Here is a 16,790-nt window from a genome sequence, read left to right as displayed (position 1 = left end):
CGGGGCGCTGGCCCGATACTGCTGCCAGTATAGCGCAAGGGCCCGCGACCGGCCCGGCGGCCGGCGGCTCGCTTGTGGCCCCTCCAGGAATGCTGCACACTCGATAGGTTCTCACCACGGCCGTCCCGATGTCCTCGTCTGCACGCTCTCGCATTGCCAAACGCCCCAGCCGCCTGGTGGCACAGGGGCTTGTGATTGCCATGCTGCTGTTGCTGGGCGCCTGCGACAGGGTCGCCGATGCAGACGGTGACGCCGCCGGCCCGACCCGCCTCATCCTGAAAACCGACTGGTATGCGGAACCCGAGCACGGCGGCTTCTACCTGGCGCTGCTCCGGGGCTACTACCTTGAGGAAGGCATCGACCTGGAAATCCAGGCGAACAACAACATCAGCAACATCTACCAGCAGGTCGCCACCGGCCAGGTCGACTTCGGCCTCGGCACCAGCGACACCCTGCTCACCCTGATCGCCCGCGACATACCGCTGGTCGGCGTCATGCCCTACTTCCAGCGCGATCCGCAGGGCGTGATGGTGCATCCCGGCAGCGAGGTGCGCACGCTGCAGGACCTCGACGGGCGCAAGGTCATGCTCTCGCCGACGCTCAACTACGTGGAGTTCCTGCAGCGCGCACTGGGCATCCGCTTCCAGTTGGTGCCACTGACCGGCGAACTGGCCAACTTCCTCAGCGACGAAGCGCTGGCGCAGCAGGCCTTCCTCACCAGCGAGCCCTACTTCGTCATGCAGGCGGGCGTGCAACCGCGGCTGTTGCCCTTCTGGGATACCGGCTTCGAGCCCTACCGCATCGCCTACACCCGGCGGCAGCTGGCCAGCGAACACCCGGAACTGGTGGCGGGCTTCATCCGCGCCTCCCTGCGCGGCTGGGCGGACTACACCCGCGGCGCCCAGCGCGAAGCGGGCCGCGTGGCAGCCTTCACCGAGATTGCCCGGCGCAACCCGCAACAGAGCGCAGACTTCATGGCCTGGACCTACGCGGAGATGGCGCGCTACCGCCTGGTACACGGCCGCGAGGGCGAAGCACTGGGCCAGATCGACCGCGCGCGCCTGCGCCGCGAGATCGGCCAGCTGTCCGAACTCCAGTTGTTGGAACGGAATGTGCAAGTCGAGGAGGCAATGACCTTCGACCTGTACCCGCAACAACTGGTAGTAGACAGTGACGACCCCCAGCCCTGAGCCCCTGCCACAACTCGACCTCGCCAGCCTGCAAGCCGACCTCTCGGGCGACCTCACCCGACCCACCCTGCTCGGCTTCACCGCGCAGTCCTGGCTGCGTGCACAACGCGAGCTGGGGCCAGTGTTCGCCGTACCGGCCATGAACACGGCCGTGCTCGCCGGCCGCGATGCCTCGCGCAGTGCCTGGCGCAATCCGCAGGACTGGAGCTACGCGCAGACCGGCCTGGGCCAGGCCTTTCGCGCACAACTGGGCGAGGGATACATCACCGCCAGCGATGGCGATGCCCACTGGGAACAGCGCCGCGTGCTGCAACCGCTGTTCAACAGCGACAATATCCAGCGCCACGCACCAGTGGTCGCAACACTCCTGGCGCAGGGCCTGCAGGCGAGTAGCGGCCAACCCGTGGAATTACACGACACGCTGGTGCTGCTGTTTACGCGCATACTTAACCACAGCATGGTACGCACCGGCGCCTCCGATGCGCAGATCCAATCCTTCGCCCGTTTCGAGGAAGAATTCATCCGCGGCGCCACAGCGGCGGACAGCGCGGCCTGGTATGCGCGGCCCGCGTACCGGCAGCTGCACGACGAGGTTTTCAGTTTCTTCCGCGCGCTGGTGCAGGCACGCCTGGCCGGCGAGCGCGGCGACGACAACCTGGACCTGCTGGTGGATGCCCTGCGCAAACGCGGCGCGGAACCGGACCTCGACGAACTGGTGCGCGACGCCTACCTGATGCAGGCCGGCGGCGCGGGCAATATTGCCAGCCTGTGCTGCAGCCTGCTGTGGGCCCTGCTGCAACACCCCGAATGGCTGCAGCGTGTGCGCGAAGAACTCGCCAGCTTCGACCCCGCGCAGCTGGCGCGCAGCGGCATGCAGGGACTGACCGCCACCCGCGCGGCAATCCTCGAGACCGAACGCCGCTACCCGGTGACACCGGGCATGCCCAAGCTGGCGCTCAACGACGTGGTAGTGCAGGGCCGACGGGTGCCCGCCGGCAGCCAGGTCTTCCACCTGTTCACACTCGAACACTTCCTGGAAGAAGACTACCCCGAACCCTTCGACTACCGGCCACAGCGCTGGCTCGATGGCAAGCCGCCGCGGCCCAACGCCTTCGGCGGCGGGCGGCATATGTGCATCGGCATGAACCTCGCGTACCTGCACCTGTTGCAGACGCTGGCGCTGCTGTTGAAGGACTATGAAATCGACGCGGGGCAAGGGCCGCGGCTGGCGCCCATCGAGCCGGACAACCCGGACTCTCCCTCGCGCATGGTCTTCGAGGTCAGCCTGCGCTCCCGCTAGCGCCGCAGGCCCACAGGCGCGTCAACCGGCCGGCAGTTCGTCGCGCAGGATGTCGTACAGGGCGGGCCGGTGCTCGCGGATCTCCTCCACGCTGAGGCCCTCCAGCGAATGCGGGAACTTCAGCCAGTCGCTGGTCTCGTGCAGGTAGTAGTCCGGCACCCGCGGTACCTCACTGCGCGAGGGTTTGTAGTACGGCACCGCGACACGGATATCCTTCGGGGTGTTCAGGCGCGCCTTGCTTTGCAGGTCCTCGATCACCGCCTCGATGGTGTGGCCGGTGTCGAAAACGTCGTCGACGATCAGCAGGCGGTCTTCGTGGGTGACGTGCTTGACCAGGTAGCTCATGCCGTGGATGCGGATGCGCTGCCCGCGGTCGTCGATATCCGCGCCGTAGGACGAGGTGCGGATGGCAATGTGGTCGGACTCCACCCCCGAGTAGGCGAGCATCTCCTGCACCGCGATGCCGATCGGCGTACCCCCGCGCCAGATGGCGATCATGATCGAGGGCCGGAAACCGCTGGCCAGCACCATGGCGCCGAGGCGGAAGGAATCCTCGAGCAATTGCTGCGCGTCGATATAGTATTTGTTCACCATCGGTAAAGCGGACCTTCTTCGTCTTGGACGTTTCGCATTTCGCCCTGCGGCGGGCATAGCTTAGTATAAGGCCACCGCAGCGATCTGTCCGGAGCACAAACATGGACCAACCGGTCAAGAAACGATTTATCAGCGAGGAGGAGTTGCTTAACGATGCCTTCCGCCTGGCTGTGCAGATCCACCGCAGCGGCTTCCACCCCAACTTTATCGTCGGCGTCTGGCGCGGTGGTTCCACCGTGGGCATCTATGTGCAGGAGTGCCTGCAATACCTGGGAGTGCAGACGGATCACATCGCCATCCGCACCTCCTACCAGGGCATGGAGAGCTACCTGAAGAACCTCGGCAGCCCGGAGAGCATCCGCGTGCACGGCCTGCAGTACCTCTACGAGAACCTCAACCACGACGACCGCCTGCTGATCGTCGATGACGTGTACAGCAGTGGCAACAACATCGAGGCGGTAATCAACCGCCTGCAGGCCAAGTGCAAGCGCAACATGCCCGCCGACACGCGCATCGCCGTGCCCTTCTACAAGCCCGCGAGCAACCGTACCGGTCGCGTGCCGGACTTCTACCTGCACGAGTGCGACGAGTGGCTGGTGCTGCCCTACGAGTTGCAGGGCCTGAGCGAGGACGAATTGCGCGAACACAAGCCCTGGGTACTGCCCCTGCTGGCGCTGCGCGAGCAGGCCTGATCGCGAGCCGTCGCACCAGTGCGGTGCGGTCGCGCTTAATTATTGACCATTCGGTCCACTAATCGCTCACCCACAGCGCCACAGGGCCATGAATCGTCCGCTGGTATGAAAAATGCCTGTTGAGTAGATCGACACCCCAACCGGACTCCAGGCAGGCACATGGGCAGCGGCTGCACCGCCATCATCAACGCACGCATCTATTGTGTAGACGCGAGCTTCCAGGTCTACAACCCCGGCAGTATCGTCTTCCGCGACGGCCTGATTACCGCTGTGGGCCCGTGCGAATCCGTGGAGGTGCCGGCGGACGCCGACATCATCGACGGCGCCGGGCGCCTCGCCGTGCTGCCCGGGCTGGTCGACGCCCACTGCCACGCCAGCCTGCTCAAGGGCTTTTCCGAGAACGCGCAGCTCATGCAGTGGCTGCCGGAGTACCAGCGCGAGCACCAGGCGCTGCGCGCCGAGGACGCCTTCTACGCCTGCCTGGTGACGTACATGGAAGCGCTCAAGGGCGGCACGACCACCGTGCTCGACATGTACCGCTTCATGCACGAGGGGCACCGTGCCGCCGAGTTACTGGGACTGCGCGTCGACCTCGTGCCCTACGCCGCGGACAACCCGACCAAGCGTTTCTTCGAGACCCTGGAAACGACCGAACAGGCCCTGCGCGACCTGCACGGCCTGCGCGACGACCGCACCCGCGCCTGGGTGGGGCTGGAGCACATCACCTACTGCTCGGAGGGCATGTTCCGCGCCGCCCGCGACCTGGCAGACCGCTACGGCGTGTCCATCCACACCCACACCAGCGAACAGCGCGAGGAAGTGGACGTGGTGGTCGAGCTGTTCTGTGACCGGCCGGTACACAAATTCAATGACTGGGGCATCCTCAAGCCCGGCTCCCTGCTCGCCCACTGCGTATGGCTGGACGCAGCTGAAATCCAGGTGCTCGCGGATACCGGCACCGGCGTCGCCCACTGCCCGGTGAGCAATATGAAGCTGGCCTCCGGGCCGGCCCCGCTGGCTTCGATGCAAGCCGCAGGCATTCCCCTCGGCCTGGGCAGCGACGGCGGTATCAGCAACAACGCGGTGAGCATGTGGGAGTCGATGAAGAGCGGTTCGCTGCTGCAGAAGGTCACCCACCTCGACGCCACCCGGGTCAGTGCGCAGGAGGCGCTGACCCTGGCCACCCTCGGCGGCGCGCAGGTGCTGGGCCGCGACGCGCAGATCGGCTCGCTGGAAGTGGGCAAACAGGCGGACCTGATCACCGTCGACCTGTGGCAGCCGCACCTGATGCCGCTGCACGAGGCGGAGGGTCACGACCCGGTGCTGTGGAATCTGGTGTTCGCCGGTCGCGCCAGCGACGTGCGCGACGCCTGGGTGCAGGGCGAACAACTGCTGGCGCAGGGGCGGCTGACCCGGGTCGATGAATCCGCGCTACTCGAAGAAATCCACGCCGCAACCGCGGCGTTCCTGGCGCGCCGCCGCGAGTTCGCGGCGATACCCATGGTCTGATACGGAGAAAGCAATGAACCTGAAATATCTCGCGGCCGCCGCGCTGTGCGCCTGCAGCGCCCTGGCCAACGCCCAGGTGCTGGTAAAGAACGCCACGCTGCTGACCCTGGCCGAGGGCCAGGACGAGCCCTTCAGCGGCTACCTGCTGGCGGATGCGGACGGCGCCATCGTCGCCGTCGGCCCGGGCAGCTACAGCGGTGAACTGGACTACGCCACCAGCGTGGTGGATGCCAGCGGCATGCTGGTGGTGCCCGGGTTTGTCTCCGCGCACAACCACCTGTGGCAGACCGCCTTTCGCGGCCTGGCCATCGACGAGGAGCTCTGGCCCTGGCTGAAAGCGCTGCACTGGACCTACGGCGACTTCTTCGCCGACGGCGACTTTTACTGGTTCACCCTGCACGGCGCGATGGACCAGCTCGCCCACGGCATCACCACCACCTACAGCCACTCCCAGCGCCTGGGCGGCAGCGAGGCGCAGTACCTGGAGTCACTGGCTGCCGAGGCCGGCTTCAGCCAGCACTTCGTGTTCTCCTACAACGGCAACGTCAACCAGCCCGAGCAGGACTATCGCAGTGATTTTGCCGCCTTCATGGCGCTGTCCAGGGACTACATGGCGCAGCCCGGCGCCTCCATGCTGGCGCCGGCGATGCACTCCGTCGCCCTGCACGGCAACCTGCCGATGCTCAAGGTGGAAATGGACGTGGCCGCCGAATACGGCCTGGGCGCGCAGTTCCACTACCTGGAACAGTACTCGCGGCGCGAGCAGGACCGCGCCGAATGGCCGGACCTCATGGCCGCAGGCGCGGTGCGCAAGGGCAACAGCTTCGCCCACTTCATCCACACCACCGACGAGATTCTCGACGACACCGCCGCCGGTGGCGCGGGCATGAGCTGGAACCCGCTGTCCAACGGCCGCCTCGCCTCGGGCCTCGCGGACATCCCCGGCTACCTCGAGCGCGGCATACCGGTGGGCATGGGCGTGGACGGCGCCGCCTCCGCCGACATCGGCGACCCCTTCGAGAATATGCGCATGGGCATGTACGCGCTGCGCATGCAGCACAGGGACGCCGGCATCATGTCGCCGCTGCAGGTAATGAAGCTGCATACCATGGGCAGCGCCGAGCTCATCGGCGTCGCCGACAAGGTGGGTTCGCTGGAGCCGGGCAAGCGCGCGGACTTCCTGGTGCTGGACCCGGACAGCCCCGCCACCGGTGCGCTGTTCTACCCCGCCGCGCACATCGTCGCCACCATGAGCGCGGACAATATCGACGCCGTCTATGTGGACGGCAAGTTGCGGGTGAAGAACGGCGAGATCCTGGAACAGGATATGGACCTGGTACAGCAGGAAGTGGAAAAACGAGTGGCCGACATCGTCGCCCGCCAGCAGGCGGCACAATAGCCGCCCGCCGGGGCGAGGGAGGAGGCGGCGGGGTCAGTCCGCCTTTGCCGGCGTCAGCTTGAGCAGGTGACCGGCGCCGCGGCGTCCGTCCTCGAGCAGCCACAGCGCTCCGTCCGGCCCCTGCGCCACCGCGCGGATGCGCCGGTCCAGCGCGAAGCGCTCCGCCTCGCGGGCACTCTCGCCGTCGATGACGACGCGCACCAGGGACTGCGATGACAACCCGCCGATGAACGCGCTGCCCTGCCACGCCGGGAAAGCCTCGCCGCTGTAGAACATCAGGCTGGAGGGGGAAATCACCGGGTTCCAGACCACCGCCGGCGCGGCGAATTCCGGCCGCGTGGCGTGATCCGGAATCTCGCGCCCGTCATAGTGGTCGCCATCGGAGACCACCGGGTAGCCGTAGTTGGCACCCCGGGTGACGAGATTCAGCTCGTCACCACCCTTCGGACCCATCTCCACTTCCCACAAACGCCCCTCGGGGTCGAAGGCCAGGCCGAGCACATTGCGGTGGCCCAGTGACCACACCTGCGCGGCAACCCCGCCCTGGGCGTGGAAAGGATTGTCCGGCGGCAGTGAACCGTCGTCGCGCAGGCGGATGATCTTGCCGAGATTGCCATCCATGTCTTGGGCGGGATCGAACTTCTGCCGCTCGCCGGAGCTGATCCACAGGTAGCCCTGCGGACCGAAGGCGATACGGTGACTGTAGTGACCGTGGCCGCTCACCTTGGGTGCCTGGCGCCAAAGTATCTCGGTGTCGACCAGCCGGCCACCCTCTCCCTCGAGCTCGAGCCGGGCGCGGGCCACCACGGCCCCCCGGGTGTCGCCCTCGCCCGCCTCGACGTAGCTGAAGTACAGCAGGCGGTTCGCGGCAAAATCCGGGTGCAGGACGATATCGCCCATGCCGCCCTGACCACCCTCGTCCACGTCGGGCAGGCCGGTGACCTCACCGCTAGTCTTGTCCTGTGGGTCGAAGAGTTTGAGCTTGCCGCCCATCTCGCTGACCAGCAGGCGCCCGTCCGGCAGGAAGGCCATGGCCCAGGGTACCTCGAAGCGGGTCACACTGGTGATGTCGAACGCGGCGGCATCGCGGGCACAGCTGGCCTGGGTTGAGAGAATGAGGCCCAGGGCCAGGAATAGTGAGAACACGGGTTGGCGCACGATTTACCTCTGCTACTGAATTCAGGCGGCTGGGAGATGGTCAATGTTACGCTGCAGGCAGTCAAGCGGATCAGCTCGCTGGCGCGGCGCGCCGGCCCACACAGTCCAGGAACGCGAGGGTCGGCTATAGCGGTCAGTTCGTCGACTTGCTAGCATGCATCGCCACTCCGGCATAAATCCAACAAGAGGAAATCCCCGCATGTTCAGTCATCTCGTTCTCGGCGCCAATGACATCGAGGCCACCAGACAATTCTACGACGCCGCGCTGGGCGCACTCGGCTACGAGCCGGGCATGGTGCTGGTGGAGGGGGAAAAGCTGCTGTACCAGGGCAACGGCGGCATGCTGCTCATCACCAAGCCGCGGGACGGCAAGCCCGCCACTGCTGCCAACGGCGGCACCATCGGCCTGACCGCGGCCTCGGATGAGGCGGTGGACAACTTCCACGCGGCGGGCCTGGCCAACGGCGGCAGCGACGAGGGCGCGCCCGGGCCGCGCGACGCCATCCCCGGCTCTTACGCCGCCTACCTGCGCGACCCGACCGGCAACAAACTGGTCGCCTGGCGCGCACCGGCCTGAGGCCGATGGCGGATCACTACCGCCGCGTCGGCACGAACACCGGCGGGGCAGTCCGCCCCGCGCTCTAGAATGCCCCGCCGTCCTGGTCACCCGGGAGGTAGTAGGAGGGGCAGATAAACTTCAGCATATTGGCCACACGCCTGGCCTGGGCCAGGCGCTCCTCACGCTCCAGCCGCAGGCGCTCCAGTTCCGGCCCGAACATCTCGTCGAACGCCTCGCGGGCCGCCTCGCGCCGCTCTTCGTCACTGCGAAACAGGCCGTGGATGGTTTTCAGTTCGCCGGCGTCGAGCCACACGCCCGCGCAACTGGCGCAGGTGTCGATCTCGACCTGGCGCTTGACGCTGAAATAGTTACGCATCAGGGTCACGCCGTCGCACTTGGGGCAGTTGATGCGCTGTTCACTGTCCACCGCTGCCGTCACATTCACCGGCACTTCGAGCAGGGCCTGCCCGGCGGCCTCGTGGGGCTCGTCGAATTTGCGAAACTCGAAGGTATCGAACCACATGCCGCCGCAACCGTTGCGGCACAGCTCGATCTGGATATCGTCGATTTCCACGTGGGAAAACGTCCCTTTGCAGGCGGGGCATTCCATCGGCTTACGTCCCTGGATCTTGTTGTTGTGCGCGGCGCTGGCGGTGACCGCCGCGCGCCACGGTTGCCGCCCAGTCTAATTCATTTCACTGCTGCGCTCGAAACCTTCCCGCGCCGGGCCGGGCCGCCTAGCGCCAGCTGTCGCGATACTCGAACAACTCGTCCTGGGTGTAGCGCCGCCCGTTCTTCACGGTGAGCACGATATTGTCGCTGTCGCTGATATCCGCCAGCGGGTCGCCATCGATCACCACCATGTCCGCGAGCTTGCCCGGTTCGATGCTGCCAAGGTCGCGCTCGGCGCCGGCGATACGCGCGGACTGGTAGGTGGCCGCGAGCAGGATCTTCGCCGGGGCGATACCCTCGCGCTGGTACAGGCGCAGTTCCGCGTGCAGGCCGGTGCCGAAGGGCGTGAACGGCGAATCCGTGCCGGTACCCACCAGGGCGTCGCGCTCGATCAGCTTGGTCAGCAGTTCCCCGTAGGCATCCACGTAACCCTCGGCACCGGGTCCGAAGAAGGCCATGAAGTCCTGGTAGGTCTGTTTCATGGACGGGCCGTAGAAGTTATTGAATTGCGGGGTGCTGTAAATATCGTCCTGCTCGGAGAAGGTCAGCACCACGCCGGGCACGACCATAGTGGGCACGATGCCCATGTCGGCGGTAGTGATCACTTCCACCACGTCTTGGTAGGAGCGCCCCAGTTCGCTGATCTTGGTGGTGTAGCCGCGGCGGCTGGTGCCAGTAAAGTGCTCGATGGCATCGACACCGTAGATCGCCGCGGGCAGTAACTCGTGGGAGGTGACCGGGATGCCGGTGGCGTGCCCGAACTCGGTGACGCGCTGCTGCTGGCGGTCCGGCAGGCGCACGTAGGTCTTGAGGAAATCCAGCTCCAGCAATTCGGCGCGCTGCAGGGCGCGCTCCAGGTGGGCATCGGAACTCACTGCTTCTACCACGGCGTAGAACGCGCGACGGCCATCGATATTGTGCCCGGTGATAAACGTGCGCGGACCGACGCGCCGTCCGCTGGTCCAGGCCTCCTTGCGCTCGTTGGCAAGATAGGGGTTGGAGCCGGGGTCGCGGATTGAGGTGACGCCGTAGGCGAGGAAGGCGCGGCCCTGGGATTCGCTGTGGTTGTGGTCGCCGATGTGCGCGTGGGATTCGAACAGGCCGGGGATGACCACCTTGTCCGAGGCGTCCACCACGGGCAGGTCATCGCGCGCACCCATCGGCAACAGCTCGACAATACGCTGGCCGCGCACGTGGATATCCACATTTTCCCGATACTCCAGCGCGCGCCCGTCGAATACCCGACCGGCGCGCAGTACCCACTCGTCCTGTGGGACGTCGCGCTGCCAGCTCAGCGGCGGCGTGATGTCCTCGAGTTCACCGGTAGCCACGGTCATGCGCTGCAGGCGGTCGCCGGCCTGGAACACCAGCTGCTCACCGCCCTTGCTCCAGTGCGGCGAATCGGCCAGGCCGGCATGCAGTAGCTCCACGGGTCCATCGGGTTCGAACTGCGCGGTCAACGGCATGCGGTAGAGCACGCCGTCCTGCTCGAAGGCGACGCCCCCTGCCTTGGCGGAATAGCTGACGTGAGCGATGCTGCGGTGCGGCACCGGCACGATGTCGGTGGTAGTTCCGGCTTGCAGATCGATGACTGCGAGCACGTACAGTCCCTCGCGGTAGCGCCTGCTATAGGGTTTCAGGCGCAGCGTGAGCAGTTTGCTGCCGTCTGCACTCCAGGCGATGCTCTGCGGCGGCATAGGCTGCGAGTACTTTTCCAGCTTACCGCTGTCGCGGTCGAACACCATGAGCTGGCCGACCACGTGCAGCAGCGGGTTGTCCGGCACGTCGGTGAAGAACGCGAAACGCCGCCCGTCCGGCGACCAGCTGGGAAAGCTGATCGAGCGCTGGCTCACCGGCAGCGCGATACGCTCGCCGCTGGCCAGGTCCTGCAGGTAGATGCGGTACTCGCCGCCGCGGTCGGAGACCCAGGCCAGCTGCTTACCGTCGTCGCTCCAGCTCGGCATCTGGTCGGCGGCGGCGTCGTCGGTGAGCTGCTGCAGGTCCTGCTTATCCGGGTTCCACAGCCACAGGTCGCCGAGGGCGGTGAAGGCGACCACATCGCCGGAGGGTGACAGTGCCGGCGTGGAGATACCCAGTACCTGGCGTTCGTCCGCGGCGTCGAAATCGCGTTCGCGGTGGGCATACTCGCGCGCCGGGATATCAAAACTCACGCTGAACGGCCGCTCTGCCAGCGCCTGCCCCTCGCGCCAGACCTTGACCACACCGTCGCTGGTATACACCGCGGTCTGCGCATCCAGCCAGGTGGCGCGGAACGGGAAGACATCGGCACCCGCGGGGGAAAGCACGCTGTCCGCGCCGGAAGCCAGGTCCAGCCGGCGCAGGCTGGAGGTGGCGTTGCCGGCGGGGTCGCGGTCCAGCGAACGGAAGCTCAGCGCCGAGCCATCGGGCAGCCAGCGCAGGCCGCTGAGCTTCGACGCGCTGCGGTACGCCTCAACCGGCGCGTCGCCGGCGATGGCGCGGGTCAGGATCACCTGCTCGCGGCCCTCAGCAGCAATCCAGGCCAGGTTTTCACCGTCCGGCGACAAAGCCGGCGAGAACTCGTCCCCGGGCGCATCGGTCAATTGCGTCAGTGCACCCTCTGCCAGTGACAGGCGCCACACGTCATAGTTACCACTGCGGTCGGAGGAAAACAGGACAGCGGCACCGTCCGGCGAATACAGCGGCTCGCGATCGTCGAACAAGGAGTCGGTGAGGCGCTCGATACCGCCCTTACCATCGACGCGCACCCGGTACAGGTCGAAGCTCTCCTCGCCGTAGCCCTTGAACACCACCGCGCTGCCATCCGGCGCAAAATCCGGCTCCCAGGCGTCGTCCAGCCAGCCGGTGATCGGCATGGCCGCCACTTCGCCCGGCGCCTGCCGGTACAGGCGTCCCTGCAGGGCGAGTACCGCGACGCCGCTGGCGGGATCCACCGCCACGGCGAGGTTGGTACCCTCGACCAGGGTGACCGGTTTGGCGGCGGCGAGCGGCGCCGGAAGCAGCAGCGCCAGTGATAAAAAAGCAAACCTGAAATTACGCATTACCCTTACCCCACCATCGCGTAGTAGCCGATAAAGCACGCCGCCAGCACCCAGCCCAGCGGATGCACCGTGCGCGCCTTGCCGGTCAGCACCGTGCCGACGGTGTAGGCGATCATGCCCAGCGCCATGCCGTCGCTGATCGAGGTGACGCCCATGAGAATCAGCGTGAGGATCGCGCTGCCGCCGAGCACGATATTGTCAAAGTTGATATGCCGCACCTCGGAGAACATCAGCAGGCCGATGAAAACCAGCGCCGGTGCGGTGGCCTGCACCGGAATCACCAGCAGCAACGGGTTGAGGAACAGCGCGAGGAAAAACAGGAAACCCACGAACAGCGCCACCAACCCGGTGCGGCCGCCGCTTTCGATACCCGCGGCGGATTCGCCGTACACATTGGTCGTGGAAGTGCCGCACATGGCGGAGCCGATGGTGGCGATCGCATCCGCGGAAAGCGCCTCGGTGGGCTTGATCATGTTGCCGTGTTCGTCGACCAGCCCGGCGCGCTGGCACATGGCGTTCATCGCCGCCAGCGAGCTGAACAGGTCGAGGAATACCAGGGTCAGCAACACCGGGAAGGCGCTGCCGATATGCGTGAACAGGTAGCCCATGTCGAGAATCATCAGGTACTGGGAAAACGACACCGGGGCGGAGACGATCGCCTCCGGCATGCGTGTCACCGGCTGGTCCGGCGCGGCCCCCGGCACGAAAAAGCCCGCGATGGTAATGAGGGCGATGACGATGAGGATCGCCCCCGGCACCCGTCGCGCCATCAGCCCCATGACCACGGGCACGCCGAGCAGCGAGAGCAGCACCGCCGGCTGGGCGATGTCGCCGATTTTCAGCAGGGTCGGCGCCGGGGCGGCTATCACTATGCCCGCACCCTTCAGGCCGATGAACATGAGAAACAGGCCGATACCCGCGGTCAGCGCGTACTTGAGATCGTCCGGAAACGCGTCGAGCAACATGCGCCGCACGCCGGTGACCGTGAGCAGGAGAAAGATCACGCCGCTCCAGAATACCAACCCGAGCGCGGCTTCCAGCGGCACACCCATGGTCAGGATGATGGTGTAGGTAAAGATGGCGTTGGCGCCCATGCCCGGCGCCTGTACCATCGGCAGGTTGGCCATCAGCGCCATGAGGACGGAAAACACCCCGGCGACCACCGCCGTGAGGGTGATCACCGCGGCCCGGTCCATGCCGGCATCGGCCATGATCATCGGGTGTACCGCCAGCACGTAGGACATGGTGGCGAAGGTGGTCAGTCCGGCCAGCAGCTCGGTGCGTATCGTCGACCCCCGCTGCGAAATTTTGAACTTCTGGTCGAGAAATGAAGCGAACCAATTTGGTGCAGAAATAGCACCGTTTCGCACTATTCCCTCGCTTTCTTCGTACTGCGCACCACGTTCCCGATTCATTTCTCTACCTGTTGGTCAACTTTTCAAAGGCCGGTTGGGCAGCCATCCCGGGCTGTGGCAGGCGGTCCGCGCCGCTCCCCTGGCGCCACCTCGCGGCGACGCTCCCACACAGCAAAGCAATAAACATGCCCGCGTGTTTGTGCTGGCCCGCGAATTGCATAACCCCGTCGAACGCAAAACCACGACGGCAGCATGAGCAACGCGGACAAACCCCTGGGCCACCACCTCGCCGCCAGCGCAGACGACCTGGTGCGCCTGCAGGCCGTCGCCGGCGGGCGCGCGGCGCCGGACCTCGTGCTGGCCAACGCCCGGGTATTGTCCCTGCACAGCCGCGAGATCCTCGAGCGGGACATCTGGCTCAGCGGCCGCCACATCGCCGCGGTGGTGCCCGCCGGCCACCCTCACCCGGAGGCGCCGCGCGAGGACCTCGGCGGCCAATTCGTGGCCCCGACCTTCATCGACACCCACCTGCACATCGAGTACAGCCTGCTCACTCCCGGCGAGTTCGCCCGCTGCGTGGTTCCGCGCGGCACCGGCTGCGTGCTGGCGGACCCCAACTGCATTGGCAACGTGCTCGGCGCCAATGCCATGGACTGGGCCGGCCAGACCGGCACGCCGCTGAAGATTTTCCAGCAGATTTCCAGCCGCATCCCGCGCGCCCCGCACCTGGAACTGGGCGGCGCCACAGTCACGGAAGAGGAACAGCTGAGCCGCCTGGCCAGCAGCCACGCGGTGACGGTGGGCGAATCCACGCCCTTCGGTTTCGACGAGCGGGCCGCGCGCATGTACGCCCAGTCACTCGCCGAGGGCCGCCGCAACACCGGCCACACGGCGCGAGTGAAAGATGAGATGCTGTGGGCCTACGCCGCCTCGGGTATCTCCGACGACCACAACGCCTTCAACACCGACGAGGTGCTGGACCGCGTGCGGCTGGGCATGATGATCACCGTCATGTCCGGCTCCATGAACGACAACGTGCCGATGGTGTTCGCCGACACCGCGGCGGTGGAAGGCGGCTACCCGTTCTTCTCTTTCTGCGCCGACGACCGCCACGTCGACGACCTGCACCGGGTCGGCCATATCGACCACCACGTGCGCGAGGCCATCCGCTGCGGCGTGCCGGTGCTGGAGGCCTACGCCATGGCCAGCCTCAACGCCGCCAGCTTCTACCGCCTGGACCACCTCATCGGCTCGATCACCCCCGGGCGCATCGCCGACCTGCAGGTGATCCCGGTGCTCGAGGAGGCAAAGCCCAGCCGCGTGATGCTCGACGGCCAGTGGGCGGCGCAGGACGGCGCGGCGCTGTTTGCCAACCCGGACAGCATCCCCGAGTCGCTGTACGGCAGCGTGCACCTGCCCGAGAACTTCGACGCCGAGGCGTTCCGTGTTCCCGCGAAAGCCGGTGACGGCGAGGTCGCGGTGGTGCGCGCCATGGAAATGTACGACGGCTACTTCAAGCGCGCCTTCGAGGCGGAGCTGCCTGTCGTGGACGGCGATGTCGTCCCCGACCCGGCCCAGGACGTGGCCAAGATCGCGGTGATCGACCGCCACCACGGCACCGACACCCGCGCCTGCGGTTTCGTGCGCGGCTTCGACCTGGGCGCCGGCGCCATCGCCGGCACCACCAACTGCGAGAACCAGAACCTGGTGGTGCTGGGTACCAACAACGCGGACATGGCCGCGGCGGCCAACGCCCTGCGCGAACTGGGCGGCGGCTACGTAGCGGTGAAGGACGGCGAAGTGCTGGCCTCGCTGCCACTGCCGGTGGCCGGCATCATGTCGGACCTGCCCTGGGAGGAGGTCCTGGTGCAGTCCGACGCAGTGGACGCCGCCGCCCACGCCCTGGGCAGCAAACTGAACAGTCCTTTCATGATCCTGGCGTTCGTCGGCCTGGCCGGCGTACCCGACTACGGGCTCACGGAGAAGGGCCTGATCGACTCCTACAGCATGGAATTCATCCCGGTAGTGGTGTGTTGCCGCTGCCCCCAACACGTACACCAGATCACATGACCCAAGCACAATCGACTCTCGCGCCGATCCTCGGCCACATTATCCCAACACCGGTACTGCCCCCCGCGGAGCTCTCCCTGCTCACCCGGCTGCAGCAGGTCATCGACGCGCAGCTGCGTGAACTGGCCCCGGAAAACGACAAGCGCGGCCGCTACCCCACCGCCTCCATGGCCGCCCTCAAGGAGGCCGGCCTGCTCACCGCGGTGGTGCCGAAGGAACTCGGCGGCATGGGCATCAGCCACGCCGCCAGCCTGGAAATGCAGATGCGCCTGGCCACCGTGGACCCGGCCGTCGGCCAGCTGTACAAGGTGCACGACGAGCTGATGCGCGAGATCCTGGCCTACTGCCCGGACTTCCAGCGCGAGCGCCTGGCCGACCTGGTGGTCAACCACAAGCAGATCGTCGGCCTGGCCGTGGCCGAACCGGCGCGCACCGCGGTCGACCCGCTGAAGACCACCGCCACCCCCACCGATGACGGCGGCTTCGTGGTCGACGGTTTCAAAATCTACACCACCGGCGCCGCCGAGGCGGACGTGGTCGCCACCTGGGCGTTCAACGCCGCGGCAGCCACCGCGGAGAACCCGGTGCTGGGCATGCAGCTACTGCTCATCCCGAAGGACACCCCCGGCGTCACCGTCAACCGCGACTGGGACGCCCTCGGCCAGCGCGCCACGGATTCCGGCTCAATCAAGTTCGACAAGGTACAGTGCCCCGCTGAATGGGTGGGCTCGGTGCCGGGCAAGGCGCCGCTGGTGCAGTCCAGCCTGCGCTACCAGGCGGGCTTCTGCGCGCTGCTGTGCGGCATGGGATTCGGCGCCCTGGCGGCCGCCGTGCCGTTTATCAACGAGCGCTCCCGCCCCTGGGCCCAGTCCGGCGTCGAGCACGCCAACCAGGACCCGATGGTGCTGCGCACCGCCGGCGAGATGGCCGCGGACCTCGCCTGCGCCTGGGCGGCCACCCAGCGCTGCGGTCAGTTGCTGGACGCCTTCGAGGCGGGCCAGATCGGCCGCGGCCAGCTGGCCATGCCAATCTCCGCCGCCAAGTCCGCCGCGTCGCGGGCCGCACTCAAGTGTACCGGCGAGCTGCACGCGCTGATGGGCACGCGCTCGGTGGCTGCCAGCGAACACTTCGATTACTGGTGGCGCAACGCGCGCACCCTGGCCCTGCACGACCCCATGGAATGGAAGAACCACGAAATCGGACGCCACCTGGTGACCGGCTGGGAGCCGGAACCGGGCATCTACCAGTAGG

General features: G+C 66.7%; 14 protein-coding genes. 9 read left to right on the top strand and 5 right to left on the bottom strand.

The features are described from left to right. Nucleotides 1–200: 200 nt before the first annotated feature. Together E4634_RS05455 and E4634_RS05450 are read left to right on the top strand one after the other, a co-directional pair. Nucleotides 201–1,190, top strand: coding sequence for an ABC transporter substrate-binding protein (locus tag E4634_RS05455; protein WP_167854782.1), 990 nt, complete (start codon nucleotides 201–203; stop codon nucleotides 1,188–1,190). After that, a complete protein-coding gene (locus tag E4634_RS05450) occupies nucleotides 1,171–2,490 on the top strand; it encodes a cytochrome P450 (protein ID WP_135441606.1) in 1,320 nt (439 codons plus the stop codon). Before E4634_RS05455 ends, E4634_RS05450 begins: the two co-directional genes overlap by 20 nt. A 21-nt stretch (nucleotides 2,491–2,511) precedes the next feature. On the opposite strand, the gene E4634_RS05445 is transcribed toward E4634_RS05450, so the two are convergent. Continuing rightward, nucleotides 2,512–3,084: a phosphoribosyltransferase gene (locus E4634_RS05445; protein WP_135441604.1), complete on the bottom strand. Its 573-nt coding sequence runs from the start codon at nucleotides 3,082–3,084 to the stop codon at nucleotides 2,512–2,514. A gap of 101 nt (nucleotides 3,085–3,185) precedes the next feature. Between E4634_RS05445 and E4634_RS05440 the strand changes: the two genes are divergently transcribed. The 3 genes from E4634_RS05440 to E4634_RS05430 all read left to right on the top strand — a co-directional run bounded on the left by E4634_RS05440 (nucleotide 3,186) and on the right by E4634_RS05430 (nucleotide 6,684). Continuing rightward, complete coding sequence (locus E4634_RS05440) at nucleotides 3,186–3,776, top strand: phosphoribosyltransferase (protein WP_135441603.1); 591 nt, start codon at nucleotides 3,186–3,188, stop codon at nucleotides 3,774–3,776. Between the two features lie 159 nt (nucleotides 3,777–3,935). Continuing rightward, entirely contained in the window at nucleotides 3,936–5,285 is a 1,350-nt protein-coding gene (locus tag E4634_RS05435) for an amidohydrolase family protein (protein WP_135441602.1), read from the top strand. Between the two features lie 13 nt (nucleotides 5,286–5,298). Continuing rightward, on the top strand, nucleotides 5,299–6,684 hold the full coding sequence (locus E4634_RS05430) for an amidohydrolase family protein (protein ID WP_167854781.1): 1,386 nt from the start codon (nucleotides 5,299–5,301) through the stop codon (nucleotides 6,682–6,684). A gap of 33 nt (nucleotides 6,685–6,717) precedes the next feature. Here the strand turns inward: E4634_RS05430 and E4634_RS05425 are convergent, their stop codons facing one another. Continuing rightward, nucleotides 6,718–7,842 carry a PQQ-dependent sugar dehydrogenase gene (locus tag E4634_RS05425; RefSeq protein ID WP_206046806.1) on the bottom strand — a complete coding sequence of 375 codons (1,125 nt, stop codon included), beginning with the start codon at nucleotides 7,840–7,842 and terminating at the stop codon, nucleotides 6,718–6,720. A gap of 199 nt (nucleotides 7,843–8,041) precedes the next feature. On the opposite strand from E4634_RS05425, the gene E4634_RS05420 reads away from it, so the two are divergent. Next, nucleotides 8,042–8,419 (top strand): VOC family protein, encoded by a 378-nt coding sequence (locus tag E4634_RS05420; RefSeq protein WP_135441599.1) that lies wholly within the window; start codon nucleotides 8,042–8,044, stop codon nucleotides 8,417–8,419. A gap of 64 nt (nucleotides 8,420–8,483) precedes the next feature. On the opposite strand, the gene E4634_RS05415 is transcribed toward E4634_RS05420, so the two are convergent. The 3 genes from E4634_RS05415 to E4634_RS05405 all read right to left on the bottom strand — a co-directional run bounded on the left by E4634_RS05415 (nucleotide 8,484) and on the right by E4634_RS05405 (nucleotide 13,358). After that, on the bottom strand, nucleotides 8,484–9,011 hold the full coding sequence (locus tag E4634_RS05415; RefSeq protein ID WP_135442121.1) for a zf-TFIIB domain-containing protein: 528 nt from the start codon (nucleotides 9,009–9,011) through the stop codon (nucleotides 8,484–8,486). Between the two features lie 127 nt (nucleotides 9,012–9,138). Next, on the bottom strand, nucleotides 9,139–12,114 hold the full coding sequence (locus tag E4634_RS05410) for an amidohydrolase family protein (RefSeq protein ID WP_135441598.1): 2,976 nt from the start codon (nucleotides 12,112–12,114) through the stop codon (nucleotides 9,139–9,141). Nucleotides 12,115–12,119: 5 nt separating this feature from the next. Further along, complete coding sequence (locus tag E4634_RS05405; RefSeq protein ID WP_206046805.1) at nucleotides 12,120–13,358, bottom strand: NCS2 family permease; 1,239 nt, start codon at nucleotides 13,356–13,358, stop codon at nucleotides 12,120–12,122. Here E4634_RS05405 and E4634_RS21670 point away from each other — a divergent pair. The 3 genes from E4634_RS21670 to E4634_RS05395 are packed head-to-tail and all read left to right on the top strand — an operon-like array spanning nucleotide 13,357 to nucleotide 16,789. Further along, entirely contained in the window at nucleotides 13,357–13,725 is a 369-nt protein-coding gene (locus E4634_RS21670; RefSeq protein ID WP_206046804.1) for a hypothetical protein, read from the top strand. The genes E4634_RS05405 and E4634_RS21670 overlap by 2 nt on opposite strands. Then, on the top strand, nucleotides 13,722–15,539 hold the full coding sequence (locus E4634_RS05400; protein WP_135441596.1) for an adenine deaminase C-terminal domain-containing protein: 1,818 nt from the start codon (nucleotides 13,722–13,724) through the stop codon (nucleotides 15,537–15,539). Before E4634_RS21670 ends, E4634_RS05400 begins: the two co-directional genes overlap by 4 nt. Beyond that, nucleotides 15,536–16,789 (top strand): acyl-CoA dehydrogenase family protein, encoded by a 1,254-nt coding sequence (locus E4634_RS05395; protein ID WP_135441595.1) that lies wholly within the window; start codon nucleotides 15,536–15,538, stop codon nucleotides 16,787–16,789. The genes E4634_RS05400 and E4634_RS05395 overlap by 4 nt, the downstream gene beginning before the upstream one ends. The last annotated feature ends 1 nt before the right edge of the window (nucleotide 16,790 follow it).

This window comes from Mangrovimicrobium sediminis (assembly GCF_004745945.1).
GTDB classification, from domain to species: Bacteria; Pseudomonadota; Gammaproteobacteria; order Pseudomonadales; family Halieaceae; genus Mangrovimicrobium; species Mangrovimicrobium sediminis.
The sequence above is the reverse complement of the archived record's forward strand: the minus strand, read 5'-3'. Positions and strand labels throughout refer to the sequence as shown.

Bases quoted from the DNA above. Each gene is read 5' to 3' on its own strand.
- E4634_RS05455 (WP_167854782.1), top strand. From the start codon at position 201: ATGCTGCTGTTGCTGGGCGCCTGCGACAGGGTCGCCGATGCAGACGGT.
- E4634_RS05445 (WP_135441604.1), bottom strand. From the start codon at position 3,084: ATGGTGAACAAATACTATATCGACGCGCAGCAATTGCTCGAGGATTCC.
- E4634_RS05440 (WP_135441603.1), top strand. From the start codon at position 3,186: ATGGACCAACCGGTCAAGAAACGATTTATCAGCGAGGAGGAGTTGCTT.
- E4634_RS05435 (WP_135441602.1), top strand. From the start codon at position 3,936: ATGGGCAGCGGCTGCACCGCCATCATCAACGCACGCATCTATTGTGTA.
- E4634_RS05430 (WP_167854781.1), top strand. From the start codon at position 5,299: ATGAACCTGAAATATCTCGCGGCCGCCGCGCTGTGCGCCTGCAGCGCC.
- E4634_RS05420 (WP_135441599.1), top strand. From the start codon at position 8,042: ATGTTCAGTCATCTCGTTCTCGGCGCCAATGACATCGAGGCCACCAGA.
- E4634_RS05415 (WP_135442121.1), bottom strand. From the start codon at position 9,011: ATGGAATGCCCCGCCTGCAAAGGGACGTTTTCCCACGTGGAAATCGAC.
- E4634_RS05410 (WP_135441598.1), bottom strand. From the start codon at position 12,114: ATGCGTAATTTCAGGTTTGCTTTTTTATCACTGGCGCTGCTGCTTCCG.
- E4634_RS21670 (WP_206046804.1), top strand. From the start codon at position 13,357: ATGGTGGCGAAGGTGGTCAGTCCGGCCAGCAGCTCGGTGCGTATCGTC.
- E4634_RS05405 (WP_206046805.1), bottom strand. From the start codon at position 13,358: ATGTCCTACGTGCTGGCGGTACACCCGATGATCATGGCCGATGCCGGC.
- E4634_RS05400 (WP_135441596.1), top strand. From the start codon at position 13,722: ATGAGCAACGCGGACAAACCCCTGGGCCACCACCTCGCCGCCAGCGCA.
- E4634_RS05395 (WP_135441595.1), top strand. From the start codon at position 15,536: ATGACCCAAGCACAATCGACTCTCGCGCCGATCCTCGGCCACATTATC.